Raw genomic sequence first — 16103 nt, forward strand, 5'->3', positions numbered from 1 at the left:
TTTGTCCTTCAGCAAACTTGCGGTGCATTCTTGTCCAAGCTCGACGAAAGCCTTCTGACCGGGCTGCCGCCCTTCAGCCTCCTGGAGCGCAGCCAGATCCGCGAAATCCTCGATCAGGCGCTGCCCAAGCGCTATGACGAGGGGGCGGAGATCTTTCATGAGGGCCATGACGCCGAACGCTTCCACCTGCTGCTGGACGGTTACATCCGGGTGGTGAAGACCACTGAAGGCGGCGAGCAGATCATCGCGCTGCATATCTCTCCCGGCCAGCTGTTCGGCATCGCGCCTGCGCTGAACCGCGACACCTATCCGGCCACCGCCATCGCCGCCTCGGAATCGCTGGCGCTGTCCTGGCCGGTGCGGTTGTGGGGGGAGTTCACCGCCAAGTACCAGGGCTTTGCCACCGAAAGCTACAACACCCTGGGCCAGCGGCTCGGCGAGATGCAGACGCGGATCACCGAACTGGCCACGCAGGCGGTGGAACAGCGGGTGGCAGCGGCGCTTCTGCGGATGGTGACCCAGTCGGGCCGCAAGGTGGAGGAGGGGATCGAGATCGCCTTCCCGGTGACCCGCCGCAATATCTCGGAGATGACCGGCACCACGCTGCACACGGTCAGCCGCTTGCTGTCGGCCTGGGAGAAAGACGGCGTGGTGAAATCCACCCGCAAGCACATCGTGGTCACCGCCCCGCATAGGCTGGTGGTTTTGAGCGGGGCGCAGGGGTAGCAGCAGGGGGAGCAACGGGCGGCAGACCGGCCAGTGTTCCGCTATCCGGCTGGTTCCATCACGGACAGAGCGCGGATCAGCCCAAGCATCCCCGGTGGCAGACATGCCTGCGCAACAGCTGTCAGGCCACTTGCAGCAGGTATTGCCGGCGCCGTCTGGCAGCCTGGCTATGCCTTGTGTTCAGGATGGTTGACCGTTCCGGTGCGGACTCACGTGTCTTCGGAGTCCTTCGAGGGCGGGTTGCCGCGCTCATACTGAAGCCGGGAACGTCTCAGGCGCTCAATCTTGTTGCGGCGCATTTCGTTTTCGTCCTCCAGGATTTCACGCGCTGCACGCGCGGTCTTTTCCATCGCCGTCTCCTTGCGGGTCAGGCCGGCAAGTTTCAATTCCTCAGTGTTAAGCTTGGACATCTGTTCACTCCTGCGAGGCTGATTTTGGGAGAGTTCCATTGCGCGCGCGAAAGCTCGGTTCGGACCTTCTCCCGGGTGCGGCAAGGGGCCGATGGAAGCGGCGCAGCTGCGGCGGCGCCGGTAAAGCGTCGCAGGTTACGCGGCGGCGGGGAGATCCGCTTGGAAACCGGCGGTGTTAACGGCCGAGAGGAATGCGTCACGGGCGGCGCCGACAGGCGCCAGACAGTCCATGGCTGCATCGATCTTTTCAATCGCAACATCTCTATTGCGGTCGGAAACCGGCCAAGCTTTCTGCAGCCAGAAATGGGCTTGTTCGATTGTGGTGATTTTTCGGGTCCGGCCCTCGGAAGGCAGGAAAATGGTCATGGGAGTGCCCCAGGAAATTTCTATCAAGTTCTATCTTTCTGTGCTTTTTGGAAAACCGCGTCTGACAGACAGTTTTGGCAGATGCGGGAAACGGGAGCATTGCAACATGCTCCCGCTAGAGGTCTCAGGCCGTCAGCGTCTTATGCGAGGGCAAGATTGCTGGCGGACTCACGTCCGTCGCGGCCGCTTTCGATGTCGAAAGTCACGGCCTGGCCGTCGTCAAGCTGCTGGATGCCAGCGCGTTCCAAGGCGGAAATGTGGACAAAAATGTCCCGCGATCCGTGCTCGGGCGCGATGAAACCAAAACCTTTTTGAGAATTGAACCATTTCACGGTGCCATTGGCCATCGTGTCGTCTCCTTTTGAAATGCTATCCGCAACACGCGATAGCCCGGCCCAGTGTCAACATCGGAACAACTGGGGCCGTGAGGAAACAGAAGGTCGTAGGAAGCGCTTTGCTCCACCAAGGTGGGGTATGCGACTCGCGATTGCAAGGGACCATCAGTGATATCTTCAAAATAGTTTTTATATGGCCCCCATCACGCCCCTTAACTGCTCGCGGAACGCCATCTCCTCCAGCCCGTATTCCTCGCACGCATCAACCAGCGTGTGGAACGGCGCGATCGGGCAGCCGGGGCAGAGCATCTGGCGGTTCATGAACTCGCCCGCGCAGGCCGGCCAATGGTGGAACAGCTCGGAAAGCGGCAGGTCGGGATTGTCGAAATCTGGGCGTCGCATGGCCTGTCCTCCTTTTCCTGCATTTTGCGTGCAGCAATGCGCCCGGTCTTTGCGCTTCAACAACATATCCGGCAGTGCGCGCAGTTAGGCAGGGCCTATCCGCAACTGTACTCAGGACCGCGATATGTCAGAGATACTTACCAAGTCGCGGGCCAGGAACGTGTTCTACGGGGGCTCCTTGTTCTTCGTCGTCGTGTTCGTGGCCATGACCGCGCACAGCCACCGCTTCATCGTGAACACATCCACCGCTGGCATGGAGCTGACCGACGAGGTGCGCCAAGGCAAGCATGTGTGGGAGCGTCATTCCTGCATCAACTGCCACACGCTGCACGGCGAGGGCGCCTATTTCGCACCGGAAGTGGGCAACGTGATGACCCGCTGGGGCGTGCTGGACGACCCAGAAGGCGCCTATGAAATGCTCGATGGCTGGATGAAGGCGCAGCCCTCCGGCGTCGAGGGCCGCCGCCAGATGCCGTACTTCGAACTGACCGAGGAAGAGACCAAGGCCTTGTCCGAATTCCTGCGCTGGGCGGATCAGACCGACACCCAGAACTGGCCGCCGAACGACGCGGGCTGAGGGGAGAAAAGCAATGAAATATCAATCTCAAAAAGTGGCCTATGCCTATTTCATGGTGGCAATGGGCCTGTTCGCCATTCAGGTTCTGGGCGGCCTGCTGGCCGGCTGGATCTATGTCTGGCCCAACACGCTGAGCGAGCTTCTGCCGTTCAACATCGTGCGGATGCTGCACACCAACGCGCTGATCGTCTGGCTCTTGCTGGGCTTCTTCGGTGCCGCCTATTACCTGGTGCCGGAAGAGTCCGAGCGTGAGCTGTTCTCGGTGAAACTCGCCTATATCCAGCTGGCAATTCTTGTCGTTGGCACCTTGGGTGCAGTCGGCTCCTACCTTGTTGGCATCCACGGCGGGCGGGAGTTCCTGGAACAGCCCCTGTGGGTCAAGTTCGGCATTCTGGTTGCGGCGGTGATCTTCCTCGTGAACATCTCCCTGACCGTGCTGGCAGGCCGCAAGACGGCGATCACCAACATCCTCTTGATGGGCCTGTGGCTGTTGTCGCTCCTGTGGATCTTCGCCTTCATCAACCCGGACAACCTCAGCTTGGACAAGATGTACTGGTGGTTCGTTGTCCACCTGTGGGTCGAAGCCACCTGGGAACTGGTGATGGCCGCGATACTTGGATACCTGATGCTGAAACTGACCGGTGTTGACCGCGAGGTGGTGGAAAAATGGCTCTATGTCATCGTGGCACTGGCCCTGTTCTCCGGCATCCTCGGCACCGGCCACCACTTCTTCTGGATCGGCACGCCCGGCTACTGGCAGTGGATCGGCTCGATCTTCTCGACCCTCGAAGTGATCCCGTTCTTCGCGATGATGAGCTTTGCCTTCATCATGGTCTGGAAGGGCCGCAAGAACCACCCGAACAAGGCCGCGCTTCTGTGGTCGCTGGGGGCATCCACCGTGGCCTTCTTCGGCGCTGGCGTCTGGGGCTTCCTGCACACGCTGCACGGGGTGAACTATTATACCCACGGCACACAGATCACCGCCGCCCACGGGCACCTCGCGTTCTACGGCGCCTATGTGGCGATGAACCTGGCGATGTTCACCTATGCGATGCCGCAGCTAAAGAACCGCGATCCCTATAACCAGGTGCTGAACATGGCGTCCTTCTGGCTGATGACCGGCGGCATGGCCTTCATGACCTTCGTGCTGACCTTTGCCGGCACCATCCAGACCCACATGCAGCGTATTGTCGGCGACTACTTCATGGACGTGCAGGACCAGCTGGGACTGTTCTACCTGATGCGCCTCGGCTCTGGCGCGGTGGTGGTCCTGGGCGCGCTTCTGTTCATCTACGCAACCGTTGTGGTCCGCCGCGAAGTCATCAAACCCGGCCCCGTGGCCGTACCGGGAGAGTAAGCCATGAACGCGATGAATATGCCTTCCGTGCCCTTCTACCGTCCTGCAGGCGATGAATGCACCGTCTTTGAGATGGCCCAAGCCAACGGTCTGCCCCTTCTTCTGAAGGGGCCCACCGGCTGCGGCAAGACGCGGTTCGTGGAACATATGGCGGCCCGGCTCGGGCTGCCCCTCCACACCGTTGCCTGCCATGACGACCTGTCCGCCGCCGACCTGATCGGGCGCTACCTGCTGAAGGGCGGTGAGACGGTTTGGGTCGACGGCCCGCTGACCCGGGCGGTGCGCGAGGGCGGCATCTGCTACCTGGATGAGGTGGTCGAGGCGAGGAAGGACGTGGCCGTGGTGCTGCACCCCTTGACCGACGACCGCCGCCGCCTGGTCATCGACCGCACGGGTGAGGAGCTGGCCGCGCCCAAGCCCTTCATGCTGGTGGCCAGCTACAACCCCGGCTACCAGAACATCCTGAAGAAGCTGAAACCCTCGACCCGGCAGCGCTTCCTGTCGATCGGCTTCGACTTCCCGGAGGCTTCTGCCGAAACCGCGGTGGTTACGTCTGAGAGCGGTCTGGACGAGGACCGCTCCGCCGCGCTGGTGCGCTTGGCGGGCCATATCCGCAAGCTCTCCGGTATGGATCTGGAGGAAGGGGTGTCCACCCGCCTCCTGATCTATGCCGCCACGCTGATCGCCAAGGGCATGGGCGTGGAGCGCGCGGTGGAGGCCGCCATCATTGAACCCCTCAGCGACGAGAGTGACGTGCAGCAGGCGCTGCGCGACCTTGCCGCCAGCGTCTACGGGTGATGCCATGATCCACGCTCTCGACCTTCTGGAACCCGAAGAAACGGTTGGCAACCTGTGGCACGGCATGGCCACACGGATCGGCGCCGCAGAGGATGGGGCCGAACACACCGTCCGGTTCGAGGACATGCGCGCCAGCGCGGCGGCGCTGTTCCGGGCGCTGGGCGGGGCCGGGGGCGTGGAAATCCAGGTGGCGCCTGCGGTGCTGTCGGACCACCGCCCGGACCGGCTGCGCCGCATCGGCACCCCGCGGGAAATGGTGCATGTGGCCGGCTTTGACGGCGAGCGCCTGCGCCTGCCGCCGGAAATGGCAGCCTTCCCGAGCCGCGTGCTGAACCGCAAGGCCTACCTGTGGCTGGCCGCAATGGCCGCCATGATCGCACTGCCGGACCGCAACGAGGACCGCTATCAAGCCGACCAGCTGGAGATCGCCGCCAATGCCCGCGCCGCGGACAAGGTGTTTGCCGCCTGTCCGGGGCTGCGGTCTGCCTATGGCGACTTTTGTGCCCATATTGCCGGGACGCGCAAGCGCAACGGACTGCCGCGGTTCGAGGCGCGGATCGAGCGGATGGTGCTGGACCAGATCGGTTCCGACTGCCGGATTGCCGAACCCTGCACCTGCACCGCCCCGCGCGGTTACCGGACGTTTCAGCCGGTGCCGTTCTGGCTGCGCTTGGCTGCACCGCAAGCGGGCAGGGGGGCTGCCCCCGAAGTGGAAGAGATGAAAACCCCTGGCCTTGCCGTCTCTACCCGCAAAACGGCGAAACGGCAGGATCAGGACCAGACCACCCGCAAGGACAGCTTCATCGTTCACCGGTTCGAATCCATCCTGTCCTGGGCCGAAAGCCTGAACATCAACCGGATGGTCGATGACGACGACAACGAGAACGCCCAGAAAGCGGCGGAGGATCAGGACAATCTCACCCTCTCGCAGCACATGAAACGCGCGGCGTCGCGGCTGCGGATCTCGCTGGACCTGTCGCCGCAGGATGCCGAGCACGAGCGGCTGGCGGGGCAGTTCACCTATCCCGAATGGAACCACCGGCTGGGCAAGCACATGCCCGCCCACGCGCGCGTTCTGGAAGCCGAGGGCAAGCCCGCGGACAGCTTCCAGCCCGACCCGCGGCTGGTGTCCCGGGTGCGCCGCCAGTTCGCGCCGCTGCACCCGCGCCGGGTGAAGCTGCCGCGGCAGCTGGACGGCGACGAGCTGGATCTGGAAGCGGTGGTGAAATCCCATGTCGATCTGGCCTGCGGCCAGCAGGGCAGCGACCGGGTCTGGCAGGCCAGCCGCCCGATGGCCCGCGACCTGAGCGTGGCGGTGCTGATGGACTGCTCCCGCTCCACCGAAGCCACGGTCGGCGACCGCCCGGTGATTGAGACCGCCCGCGAGGCGCTGGCAGCCCTGGCCAGCGGCATTGCCACCGCAGGCGACCGGCTGGGCATCTGGGGGTTCTCCTCGCTGCGCCGCGACCGGGTGTTCCTGACCCGCGCCAAAGGCTTCGAGGATCCGATGTCCGAGGCGGTCACCGCCCGCATCGGCGGCTTCAAACCCGGCCACTACACCCGCCTTGGCGCGGCAATCCGCCATGCCTCTGCCCAGCTGGCCGAGGAAGGATCCGAACGCCGCCTGCTTCTGGTGCTGACCGATGGCAAGCCCAACGATCTGGACCACTATGAAGGCGTGCACGGCATCGAGGACAGCCGCATGGCGGTACGCGAGGCGCGCGCCCTGGGCCAGTCGGTGCATGGCGTGGTGATCGACGCCGACGGGCAGGACTGGTTTGCCCGCATCTTCGGGCGCGCGGGGTTCACCCTGCTGCCCGACCCGGACCGGCTGCCGCGCGCGCTGCCGGAAATCTATCAATCCCTGACCATGGAGCACTGAGATGAAACGCATCCTCTCTCTGGCCCTGCTGGCCCCCTCCAGCGCCTTTGCCGCCACGTTCGAGCGGCCTATCCCGCAGCCGCAGACCGAAACCGCGGAGTTCTGGTTCCTGATCGGCTCCATCGCCCTGATCGTCAGCCTGGGGTTTGTCCAATACCTGGTGAGCCGGCGATGACACCGCGGCCTTCCTGGCGGCTGCTGGCGGCGCTTTATCCGTTCGGGGCGGGCGCGGCGGCCGTCAACATCTTCTTTGCCTCGCTGATCGCCAGCTGGGTCGGCTGGCGGGTGCTGACCCCATATGAGTCGGTGGCCTGGGGGCTGCTGCTGGGGGTGCCTTTGACCTATGTCTTTGCCCGCCATATCGAGCGGCTGAAGCAACAGGCGGACGGCGGCTGACCCCGCCGCATGGCCAAATGAAAAGGGCCCTGCACTGCAGGGCCCTTGAACCGTTTGAAACCGGCGGGACTTCAGGTGGCAAGGCGGCTCGGGGGGGATGGGGGAGCCGCCTTGCCGCGGGATCAGCCTTCTGCTGCCAGCAAGCCGGCTTCTTCCGCTGCCTGCACCTCAGCCAGGTCGGCTTCGCCATCGGCGTTGGAGTCGATGGTGGCAAAGGTTTCCGCGGTCAGATCCGGATAGGCCGCCTGCAGTTCCTCCAGCGAATAGGTGCCGTTGCCGTCCGTGTCAGCCTCGGTGATGGATTCCATCGCGGCCAGCGGCGAAGCAGCCAGAGCAGCAACAGCGGCGGCGGTCAGCGCGAATTTTTTCATGTGAGACACTCCATTCGTTTGTTTGGTTTTCTACCTGCGGCCACGGTGTTCCGCGTGCCGTGGCATAGAGCTAGGGCGTGCATGCGCCGGGCGCTATCCCCTTGGCCGCAGGAGAGAATTTCAGGCACCGCACCGCCGGAAACGGGCGCCGGCTTCGGCGCTTTGCCGCCCTGGCGGCCGGCTGGTCCTTTCTCCGCTCAAGCCCGGCAGCCGGTCCCGCAGAATTCTGCCAGTGCCGGCGCAGGCACCGGGCCGCGTCTTGAAACGGGGGAGGTCTGATACGCCGGCTAATGCCGGAGACAGCCGGATTGCCGGCGCCAAGAATGCTTCGCCGCAATGCACGCGGCGGATCTGAACATTTGGCAGAGGACCGGTGTTCCCGGTTTACCGGGCCGGAACGGCAAAGCCGCCGTTCAGGGCGCTGACCGCAAGCTCTGACCCCGTGTTGCGGCTGGCCATCCGCTCCAGGTTGACGATGGTCGACAGCATGATGCGGTCATGGCTCCAGTCGCTGGGCCGCTGCAGCAGCATCGCGGTTGCCAGCACCACCCCGGCCATCGCCAAGGACACCAGCCCCCAGCCCAGCGAGTTCGGCCCCCGCGGCTGAACTGCCGTCACCGCGATAATGCGGCGCTGCAGAGACGCGCCGCGGCGGGTTTCCCGGCGGTCGACCAGCGCCACCGCCGGGCTGCGGCGCATGAACAGGCCCGGGCCGCGGGCGGCATGGGCGCAGGCGCGGATCAGGCATTCGCAATAGGCGCGCACATCGAAACCGGGCCGCGCCATCAAGGCCTGATCGCAGGCAAACTCCCGCAGCAGCCGCACTTCGCGCCGCCACATGTAAAAGGCGGGGTTCCAGAACAGCAGCGGGCGCAGCATTTCCAGCAGAAACTCGCATTCGATGTCGCGCTGGCGGAAGTGCTGCAGCTCATGGGCGATGGTCAGGCGCAAATCGCGCGGGTCATTGAGCAGCGCCGAGGGCAGCACCACATAGCGCCGCAGCAGCCCGCGGGTGGAATAGGCGACGCGGATGTCATCGGACACCATCAGCTGCACCCGGCCGATGCGCTTCCAGGTGAAGGCCCCCGCCAGGTTCTGCCGCAGACGGAAGACGGACGCGGCCACATGCGCCAGGCAGAGCAGCGCCCCGGCGGCAAAGGCCGCGGCAACGGCCTGTGCCCACAGCGGCTGCAGGCTGGTGAGCCCGCGCACCGCATCCTCGCGCAGGCCCAGGGTGGCCTCGAACGTGCCGGCGCTCATGCTGACATTGCCCTGCAGGTACTGCGACACCAGCATGTCGGAAAAATTCGGCGGATGGGCGATGACATAATGGGTGAAAGCAAGGATCAGCACCGGCGAGGCCGCCAGCAGCACAGTCATCCCATTCAAGAGCCGCAGCTGCGGCCGGTAGGCGCGGCCCAGCGGGCTGCGTGCCAGCGCCTTGCGGGCGGCGAACCACAGCAGGGTGCCCGCCAGCAGCAGGATATTCAGGTCAATATAGGCGTTCAGCAGAACATCAGTTGGCATTGTCCCCCAGCCTTTCCTCCAAGAGCGCCCGCATCTCCTCGAGCATCTCGTCGGTCACATCCTCATCATCGACCAGCCGCGCCACCAGGGCGGCGGGCGCGCCGTTGAAAAGCTTGCTCGAAAGGTTTTTCAGAGATGTTTTCTGATACTCTGCCTTGGGAACGGCGGGGCGGTAGACCAGGGAGCGGTCCTTGCGCTCGCTGGTAAGAAAGCCCTTTTGCTCCATAATCTTGAGAACCGTGGCCACTGAGGTATAGGCGCGTTCCTGCACCTTGTTCAGCTCCGCCAGGATATCGCGCACGGTGCCGCCGCCCAGGTCCCAGACGACAGTCATGAATTCCAGCTCAACCTCGGTCAGCAGGGAAGTGTCGTGTTTCTTGCGCATCGCCTCGGCAGTCCGGCTCATTTGGTGGTTCCAGTCATGCTAGGGGAAGGGGGCTCCCGTGAAAACTATTTTCTTAGAAGATGCGCGGCGGCGGGGGGTCTGTTGTTAAAATGTGCGCTGCCGCGCGAGTCTATTCAGCAGGATTGCGGGGTGATGGGCCAGTCTTTGGGACAGCACCTGGCGCATCTGTTCAGGGGGTTGGCTGAGACGGCCTTGAAGGGCAGGTTTGCCTTCAAGGCCTGTCTCCAGTGTGTTTAAGGGTTCCGCGTCAAGGACAAACCGCCCTCGCGGGGCCTTCTGCCTCCTTGACCCGCGGGGGCAAAGTCAGACCTTCCAGAAGCAGAAGATGCCCCAGGCGATCGACAGGCCCAAGGGCCACCAGAGCGGCATCCCCACCAGACCCAGCCAGGCCAGGAAGATGTAGGAGGTGCCCAAGAGGCTGATGAACAGCCGGTCGCCGCGGGTGGTGGTGAGGCCGAGCACGCCCTTGCGGGCCGCGCCGCCGGGGTGGCGGATCTCAGCGATGATCAGCACGCCAATGGCGGTGAAAATACCGATGAACAACAGGGCAGTGGGCCAGGTCCAGGCCATCCATGAAAGCATTACACCCTCCCCATCGCGAAACCCTTCGCGATGTAGTTGCGGACAAACCAGATCACGATGGCGCCCGGAATGATTGTCAGAGTACCAGCCGCGGCCAGCAGCCCCAGTTCATAGCCCGCGGAGGACGCGGTCTTGGTCATGGTGGCGGCAATCGGTTTTGCGGCGACGGCGGTCAGTGTCTTCGCGAGCAGCAGTTCCACCCAGGAGAACATGAAGCAGAAGAAGGCTGCCACACCCACGCCGGCCTTGATCGAGGGCACGAAAATCGTCGCAAAGAAGCGCGGGAAGGAATAGCCGTCAACAAAGGCTGTCTCGTCCAGCTCCTTGGGAACGCCGCCCATGAAGCCTTCGAGGATCCAGACCGCCAGCGGGATATTGAACAGGCAGTGCGCCAGCGCCACCGCGAGGTGGGTGTCGAACAGCTCCACCGCGGAGTAAAGCTGGAAGAACGGCAGCGCAAACACCGCGGCCGGCGCCATCCGGTTAGTGAGCAGCCAGAAGAACAGCTGCTTGTCACCCAGGAAGCGGTAACGGCTGAAGGCATAGGCGGCCGGCAGCGCCACCGCGATGGAGATCACGGTGTTTATCGACACGTAGAGGATCGAGTTGATGTAGCCCCAGTACCAGCTGGGATCGGTGAAGATGGTCGCGTAGTTGTCCAGCGTGAATGTCTGCGGGAACAGCGAGAATCCCGACAGGATTTCATTGGTCGTCTTGAAGCTCATCGCCACCAGCCAGTAGATCGGCAGCATGAGAAACAGGATGTAGACGATGGGGACGATGGATCGTTTTTGCATCGGTCTCCCTCCCTCAGTTCTGATCGTCTTTGGTCATCAGCGTGTAGAACAGCCAGCTGACCAACAGAGTGATTGCGAAATAGATGAGCGACATGGCGGCTGCCGGGCCGAGATCGAACTGGCCAAGCGCGATTTTCACCAGGTCGATTGACAACAGCGTGGTGGAGTTGCCGGGACCGCCGCCGGTCAGAACAAACGGTTCGGTGTAGATGTTGAAGCTGTCCATGAAGCGCAGCAGGATGGCGATGGTCAGCACCGTCTTCATCTTGGGCAGCTGGATGAACCGGAACACCGCCCAGTTGGTGGCGCCGTCGATCTTGGCCGCCTGGTAATAGGCGTCGGGGATCGAGACCAGGCCCGCATAGGACAGCAGCACCACCAGCGAAGTCCAATGCCAGACGTCCATGGTGACAATGGTCACCCAGGCCGCGACGGGATCCTGCGTCATGTCATAGTTGATGCCCAGCACGTGGTTCAGGAAATAGCCCAGCAGACCGATGTCCGGCAGGGTGAAGATATTCCACATCGCACCGACCACGTTCCATGGGATCAGCATCGGCAGCGCCATCAGCACCAGGCAGACCGGCACCCAGAAGCCTTTGCGCGGCATCGACAGCGCAATGGCGATGCCCAGCGGCACCTCGATGATCAGGATCAGGAAGGTGAACAGGAACTGGCGGCCAAGCGCCGCGTGGAAGCGGTCAGAGCGCAGGATCTGCTGGAACCAGTCCAGCCCCTGCCAGAAGAACACGTTGTCGCCAAAGGTCTCCTGCACCGAGTAGTTGACCACCGTCATCATCGGGATCAGCGCGTTGAAGGCGACCAGCGCCAGCACCGGCAGGACAAAGAACCAGGCTTTCTGGTTTTCGGTTTTCATCAGGCCGCTCCTTGTTCGTCTGCAGCGGGGGAGGTGGCAAGCCAGCCGTCCACGTAAAGCCGGGTCATGTCCTGGCGGAAGGCGAGGTGCACGGCACTGCCTTTTTCCGGCGCGGCGCCATCTGTGATGGCGTTGATACGGTGGCCGCCGGCCTCGCATTCCACCACCGTGTGGCGGCCGATGTCAGAGACCTTGGTGACCGTGGCAGGCAGGCCGTGGCCTGCGAGCGAGACAAACTCCGGGCGGACGCCGATTTCGGTCTGGCCGTTTGCAGCACCCTGAATGGGGCCTTCCAGCGCAATCTGCTGCCCGGCGAACAGGGCGGCACCGTGCTGCACGACGCAGGGCAGGATGTTCATCCCTGGCGAGCCGATGAAATGGCCGACAAAGGTATGCGCCGGGCGCTCGAACAGCTCCACGGGGGTGCCGATCTGCACCACCTCGCCCAGCTGCATCACCACCACCTGATCGGCAAAGGTCAGCGCCTCGGTCTGGTCGTGGGTGACGTAGATCATCGTCGCCTTCACCCGCTGGTGCAGCTCCTTCAGCTTGGAGCGCAGCTTCCACTTCAGATGCGGGTCGATCACGGTGAGCGGCTCGTCGAACATCACCACGTTCACATCCTCGCGCACCAGCCCGCGGCCCATCGAGATCTTCTGTTTATTGTCAGGTGACAATCCGGCCGCTTTCTGATCCAGCATCCCGGTCACTTCGAGCATTTCGGCAATCGCCATCACCCGTTTGTGCACCGTGGCTTCGTCCCGGCCGCGGTTGCGCAGCGGGAAGGCCAGGTTGTCGTAAACCGTCATGGTGTCGTAGATCACCGGGAACTGGAACACCTGCGCAATGTTGCGCTGATCCGGGGGCAGGGCGGTCACGTCCTTGCCGTCGAACAGGATCTGGCCTTCAGACGGCACCAGAAGCCCCGAAATGATGTTGAGAAGAGTGGATTTGCCGCAACCCGAGGGGCCAAGCAGCGCATAGGCGCCGCCGTCGGTCCAGTCGAGGTCGATTTCCTTCAGCGCGTAGTCCGAGTCGGACTTCGGCGTCGAAAGATAGCTGTGGCGCAGTTTTGAGAGAGTTATTTTAGCCATTGATGCCTCACGCCGCGCGGCTGCCGTCGGGGGCAAAGAAATATGCCTGCGCGGGGTCCATGTAGAAGTCGTGCAGCTCACCCACCTGATAGGGGTGGACGCCGTGGGCGAGGGACACCCAGCTGCCGGAACCCATGTCGAAATGGGCGGAGCTTTCGGAGCCGGAGAGTTCGGTCACCTGCACCTGTCCCGACAGCTGCACATGGGCGCCGTTCTTTGCCACAGGCAGCACGTGGTGCGGGCGGATGGCGATGGTGTAGGTGCCATCGGCCAGACCGGCGGCGGCGCCGCTCAGCTCCCAGGTGACGCCGGCGCCCAGGCGGGCCATGCTGCCCTGCTTGGTGATCTCGGCGGTGTTGATTGGCGGATCGGAGAACACCCGTGCCGCATCGACGTTGCCGGGGTTGCGGTAGATTTCGGCGGTGGGGCCGAACTGGGTCACCCGGCCGCCGCGCATCAGTGCGGTCTTGCCGCCCAGAAGCAGCGCCTCCTCCGGTTCCGAGGTCGCATAGACCACCACTGCGCCGCGGCCTGCAAACAGCTCGGGCAGCTGGTCGCGCAGCTCCTCGCGCAGCTTGTAATCGAGGTTGGCCAGCGGCTCATCCAGGAACACCGCGCGGCTTTCCTTGGCAATCGCGCGGGCCAGGGCGCAGCGCTGCTGCTGGCCGCCGGACAGCTCATGCGGGCGGCGGTGCAGCATCGGCTTCAGCTGCAGGATCGCAGCGGCCTCTTCCACGCGGCCTTCGATCTCCGATTTCGCCATTCCTGCCACTTTCAGCGGCGAGGCGATGTTTTCGAACACCGTCATATGCGGATAGTTGATGAAGAACTGATGCACCAGGCTGATGTTGCGCTTCTGGGTGCTGAGACGGCTGACATCTTCGCCATCCATCAGCACCTGGCCGCTGGCCATCGGGTCGAGGCCCGCCATCAGTTTAATGAGTGAGGTCTTTCCGGAGCCGGTGGCGCCGAGGAGGACGTTGAAATGACCGGGCTCCAGCAGCAGGGATGTTTCCTTGATGTGCTGAATGGCGCCGACGCGCTTGGTCACACCCTTAAGTTCGAGTGCCATCTTGCTTTGACTTTCCGGCAGGCGGCCTGTTTGCGCGCGGGGGCAGGGCGCGCGGTATCTTGGGGAAGAAGGCCCCGGAAGACAGGAAAGGGTCTCCGGGGCCTGATGCAGCCCGGCCAGATGATGGGGATCGCTGGCCGGACCGGGAGGAGGGGCTTAGTTGGTTGCCCAGCGGGCCACCAGCTCGTCATAGTTGACGGTCTGGCCCTGCGGCTTCTCGTTCTCCAGCGGCGGCTTGGCGCCGCCATTGGCGTGCCACCACTCCGCGTCCTTCTCTTCGTTCAGGCGCGGGCCGCAGCCGCCATAGACATTCGCCTGCTCGTCTGCGCGCTGCATACGGGCCATGGTGATGTCCATTTCTTCAGCCAGACGGTCCATGGCTTCCTGCGGCGTGAAGGCGCCGGAGTTCACGTCACCGATCTGCTGCCACCAGATCTGGGCCAGCTTCGGATAGTCCGGCACGTTGATGCCGGTCGGCGACCATGCCACGCGGTCAGGCGAGCGGTAGAACTCGACCAGGCCGCCCAGCTTGGGTGCGCGCTCGGTGAAGCTTTCGTGGTTCACGGAGGAGTCGCGGATGAAGGTCAGGCCAACGTGCGATTTCTTCACGTCCACGGTCTTGGACACCACGAACTGGGCATAGAGCCAGGCAGCCTGTGCGCGGTCCAGCGGGGTGGACTTGAGGAAGGTCCAGGAACCCACGTCCTGATAACCGACCTTCTGGCCTTCTTCCCAGTAGGGGCCGTGCGGGCTGGGCGCCATCCGCCACAGCGGGTTGCCGTCGCCGTCAACGGTGTTGTTGCCTTCGGACTGCGGTTTCACCATGTCGGCGGTGAAGGCGGTGTACCAGAAGATCTGCTGCGCCACGTTGCCTTGCGCCAGTGCCGGCAGCGACTGGTAGAAGTCATAGGAGGCCGCGCCCGGAGGCGCGTATTTGCGCAGCCATTCGTCCCATTTGCGGATCGCATAGACCGCCGCCGGGCCGTTTGCCGCGCCGCCGCGGGTCACGCTGGCACCAGCCGGGTTGCAGGAGCCTTCTTCCATGCGGATGCCCCATTCGTCGATCGGCACGCCGTTCGGCTCGCCCTTCGACCCAGCACCGGCCATCGACAGCCAGGCGTCGGTCATCCGCCAGCCGAGGTCCGGCGCGCGCTTGCCGTAATCCATGTGGCCATAGATCGCGGTGCCGTCGATTTCCTTGACTTGCTCGCTGAAGAATTCGGCGATGTCCTCATACGCGGACCAGTTGACCGGGACGCCCAGGTCATAGCCGTATTTTTCCTTGAACGCGGCCTGCAGGTCTTCGCGGTCGAACCAGTCCTTGCGGAACCAGTAGAGGTTCGCGAACTGCTGGTCGGGCAGCTGGTACAGGTCGCCGTCCGGGCCGGTGGTGAACTGGGTGCCCATGAAGTCATCCAGGTCGAGGCCGGGGTTGGTCACGTCCTTGAACTCGCCCGCCATCATGTCGGTCAGGTTGTAGGCCAGCTGCAGGCGCGAGTGGGTGCCGATCAGGTCGGAGTCATTGACGTAGGCGTCATAGAGATTCCGCTTGGTCTGCATCTGGGTCTGCACGGCCTGAACGACCTCACCTTCGCCCAGGATCTGGTGGTTCACCTTGATGCCGGTGATGTCCTCGAACGCCTTGGTCAGCACCTCGGATTCGTAGGAGTGCGTCGGGATGCCTTCCGACAGCACGTTGATTTCCATGCCCTTGAACGGCTCAGCCGCCTGGATGAACCACTGCAATTCCGACAGCTGTTCGTCCTTGGTCAGCACCGAAGGCTGGAATTCCTCATCAATCCATTTTTTGGCCGCCATTTCATCGGCATAGCCAATTGATCCCGCAACCATCGCGCAAACGGCGGCTGCGGACAAAAGATACTTCCGCATCTTTTTCCTCCCTGAAAGTCGCTTATAGCCAGCTGTGCATAAGCTGCATCTGACTGCCATAGAGCTTTCATAGGTTGGAATATGTTGTCAAACTAATTTTTTAGTAAGATTCAAGTGGCTGATTTTGTTGGTGAAAAATACGCCTTGAGGCGGCCGCTTTCAACGTGCAGAGGATGCCGCGGCGCAGCATTTCCGGGAGTGACGCAACGCAAATTTTTCGCCGTGCCGGCGGTGAAAA

General features: G+C 63.2%; 20 protein-coding genes. 7 read left to right on the forward strand and 13 right to left on the reverse strand.

What is annotated here, in order from left to right:
• The first annotated feature begins 30 nt into the window (after positions 1-30).
• The gene (locus PHA8399_RS12855) at positions 31-726 is read left to right on the forward strand and encodes a Crp/Fnr family transcriptional regulator (RefSeq protein WP_058286544.1); all 696 of its coding nucleotides are present in this window, start codon (positions 31-33) and stop codon (positions 724-726) included.
• Positions 727-935: 209 nt separating this feature from the next.
• Here PHA8399_RS12855 and PHA8399_RS12860 read toward each other — a convergent pair whose 3' ends face one another.
• The 4 genes from PHA8399_RS12860 to PHA8399_RS12875 all read right to left on the reverse strand — a co-directional run bounded on the left by PHA8399_RS12860 (position 936) and on the right by PHA8399_RS12875 (position 2239).
• Positions 936-1136 carry a hypothetical protein gene (locus PHA8399_RS12860; protein ID WP_058286545.1) on the reverse strand — a complete coding sequence of 67 codons (201 nt, stop codon included), beginning with the start codon at positions 1134-1136 and terminating at the stop codon, positions 936-938.
• Positions 1137-1271: 135 nt separating this feature from the next.
• A complete protein-coding gene (locus PHA8399_RS12865; RefSeq protein ID WP_008554123.1) occupies positions 1272-1502 on the reverse strand; it encodes a DUF982 domain-containing protein in 231 nt (76 codons plus the stop codon).
• A gap of 140 nt (positions 1503-1642) precedes the next feature.
• Complete coding sequence (locus tag PHA8399_RS12870; RefSeq protein ID WP_008553396.1) at positions 1643-1849, reverse strand: cold-shock protein; 207 nt, start codon at positions 1847-1849, stop codon at positions 1643-1645.
• Between the two features lie 177 nt (positions 1850-2026).
• Positions 2027-2239, reverse strand: coding sequence for a hypothetical protein (locus PHA8399_RS12875; RefSeq protein ID WP_058286546.1), 213 nt, complete (start codon positions 2237-2239; stop codon positions 2027-2029).
• A 124-nt stretch (positions 2240-2363) separates the two neighbouring features.
• Between PHA8399_RS12875 and PHA8399_RS12880 the strand changes: the two genes are divergently transcribed.
• The 6 genes from PHA8399_RS12880 to PHA8399_RS12900 are packed head-to-tail and all read left to right on the forward strand — an operon-like array spanning position 2364 to position 7249.
• Positions 2364-2816, forward strand: coding sequence for a c-type cytochrome (locus PHA8399_RS12880; protein ID WP_058286547.1), 453 nt, complete (start codon positions 2364-2366; stop codon positions 2814-2816).
• A gap of 13 nt (positions 2817-2829) precedes the next feature.
• Positions 2830-4173 (forward strand): cbb3-type cytochrome c oxidase subunit I, encoded by a 1344-nt coding sequence (locus PHA8399_RS12885; protein WP_058286548.1) that lies wholly within the window; start codon positions 2830-2832, stop codon positions 4171-4173.
• Between the two features lie 3 nt (positions 4174-4176).
• Positions 4177-4971 (forward strand): CbbQ/NirQ/NorQ/GpvN family protein, encoded by a 795-nt coding sequence (locus PHA8399_RS12890; RefSeq protein ID WP_058286549.1) that lies wholly within the window; start codon positions 4177-4179, stop codon positions 4969-4971.
• Positions 4972-4975: 4 nt separating this feature from the next.
• The gene (locus PHA8399_RS12895; RefSeq protein ID WP_058286550.1) at positions 4976-6853 is read left to right on the forward strand and encodes a nitric oxide reductase activation protein NorD; all 1878 of its coding nucleotides are present in this window, start codon (positions 4976-4978) and stop codon (positions 6851-6853) included.
• 1 nt (position 6854) lies between these two features.
• Positions 6855-7028: a hypothetical protein gene (locus PHA8399_RS22660; protein ID WP_167592837.1), complete on the forward strand. Its 174-nt coding sequence runs from the start codon at positions 6855-6857 to the stop codon at positions 7026-7028.
• A complete protein-coding gene (locus PHA8399_RS12900) occupies positions 7025-7249 on the forward strand; it encodes a hypothetical protein (protein ID WP_058286551.1) in 225 nt (74 codons plus the stop codon). The genes PHA8399_RS22660 and PHA8399_RS12900 overlap by 4 nt, the downstream gene beginning before the upstream one ends.
• 122 nt (positions 7250-7371) lie before the next feature.
• Here the strand turns inward: PHA8399_RS12900 and PHA8399_RS12905 are convergent, their stop codons facing one another.
• The 9 genes from PHA8399_RS12905 to PHA8399_RS12945 all read right to left on the reverse strand — a co-directional run bounded on the left by PHA8399_RS12905 (position 7372) and on the right by PHA8399_RS12945 (position 15865).
• Complete coding sequence (locus PHA8399_RS12905; protein WP_008554669.1) at positions 7372-7620, reverse strand: EF-hand domain-containing protein; 249 nt, start codon at positions 7618-7620, stop codon at positions 7372-7374.
• Between the two features lie 384 nt (positions 7621-8004).
• The gene (locus tag PHA8399_RS12910; protein WP_058286552.1) at positions 8005-9147 is read right to left on the reverse strand and encodes a M56 family metallopeptidase; all 1143 of its coding nucleotides are present in this window, start codon (positions 9145-9147) and stop codon (positions 8005-8007) included.
• Positions 9137-9553 (reverse strand): BlaI/MecI/CopY family transcriptional regulator, encoded by a 417-nt coding sequence (locus PHA8399_RS12915; RefSeq protein ID WP_008555282.1) that lies wholly within the window; start codon positions 9551-9553, stop codon positions 9137-9139. Before PHA8399_RS12915 ends, PHA8399_RS12910 begins: the two co-directional genes overlap by 11 nt.
• A 303-nt stretch (positions 9554-9856) precedes the next feature.
• Entirely contained in the window at positions 9857-10135 is a 279-nt protein-coding gene (locus PHA8399_RS12920) for a DUF2160 domain-containing protein (protein WP_027236659.1), read from the reverse strand.
• The gene (locus PHA8399_RS12925) at positions 10135-10932 is read right to left on the reverse strand and encodes a carbohydrate ABC transporter permease (protein ID WP_058286553.1); all 798 of its coding nucleotides are present in this window, start codon (positions 10930-10932) and stop codon (positions 10135-10137) included. Before PHA8399_RS12925 ends, PHA8399_RS12920 begins: the two co-directional genes overlap by 1 nt.
• A gap of 13 nt (positions 10933-10945) precedes the next feature.
• Positions 10946-11809: a carbohydrate ABC transporter permease gene (locus tag PHA8399_RS12930; protein ID WP_058286554.1), complete on the reverse strand. Its 864-nt coding sequence runs from the start codon at positions 11807-11809 to the stop codon at positions 10946-10948.
• Positions 11809-12903: an ABC transporter ATP-binding protein gene (locus tag PHA8399_RS12935; protein ID WP_058286555.1), complete on the reverse strand. Its 1095-nt coding sequence runs from the start codon at positions 12901-12903 to the stop codon at positions 11809-11811. Before PHA8399_RS12935 ends, PHA8399_RS12930 begins: the two co-directional genes overlap by 1 nt.
• A 7-nt stretch (positions 12904-12910) precedes the next feature.
• Entirely contained in the window at positions 12911-13975 is a 1065-nt protein-coding gene (locus tag PHA8399_RS12940; RefSeq protein ID WP_058286556.1) for an ABC transporter ATP-binding protein, read from the reverse strand.
• 156 nt (positions 13976-14131) lie between these two features.
• Positions 14132-15865, reverse strand: coding sequence for an ABC transporter substrate-binding protein (locus tag PHA8399_RS12945; protein WP_058286557.1), 1734 nt, complete (start codon positions 15863-15865; stop codon positions 14132-14134).
• Positions 15866-16103 lie beyond the last annotated feature (238 nt).

The organism is Leisingera aquaemixtae (assembly GCF_001458395.1).
Classification (GTDB): domain Bacteria; phylum Pseudomonadota; class Alphaproteobacteria; order Rhodobacterales; family Rhodobacteraceae; genus Leisingera; species Leisingera aquaemixtae.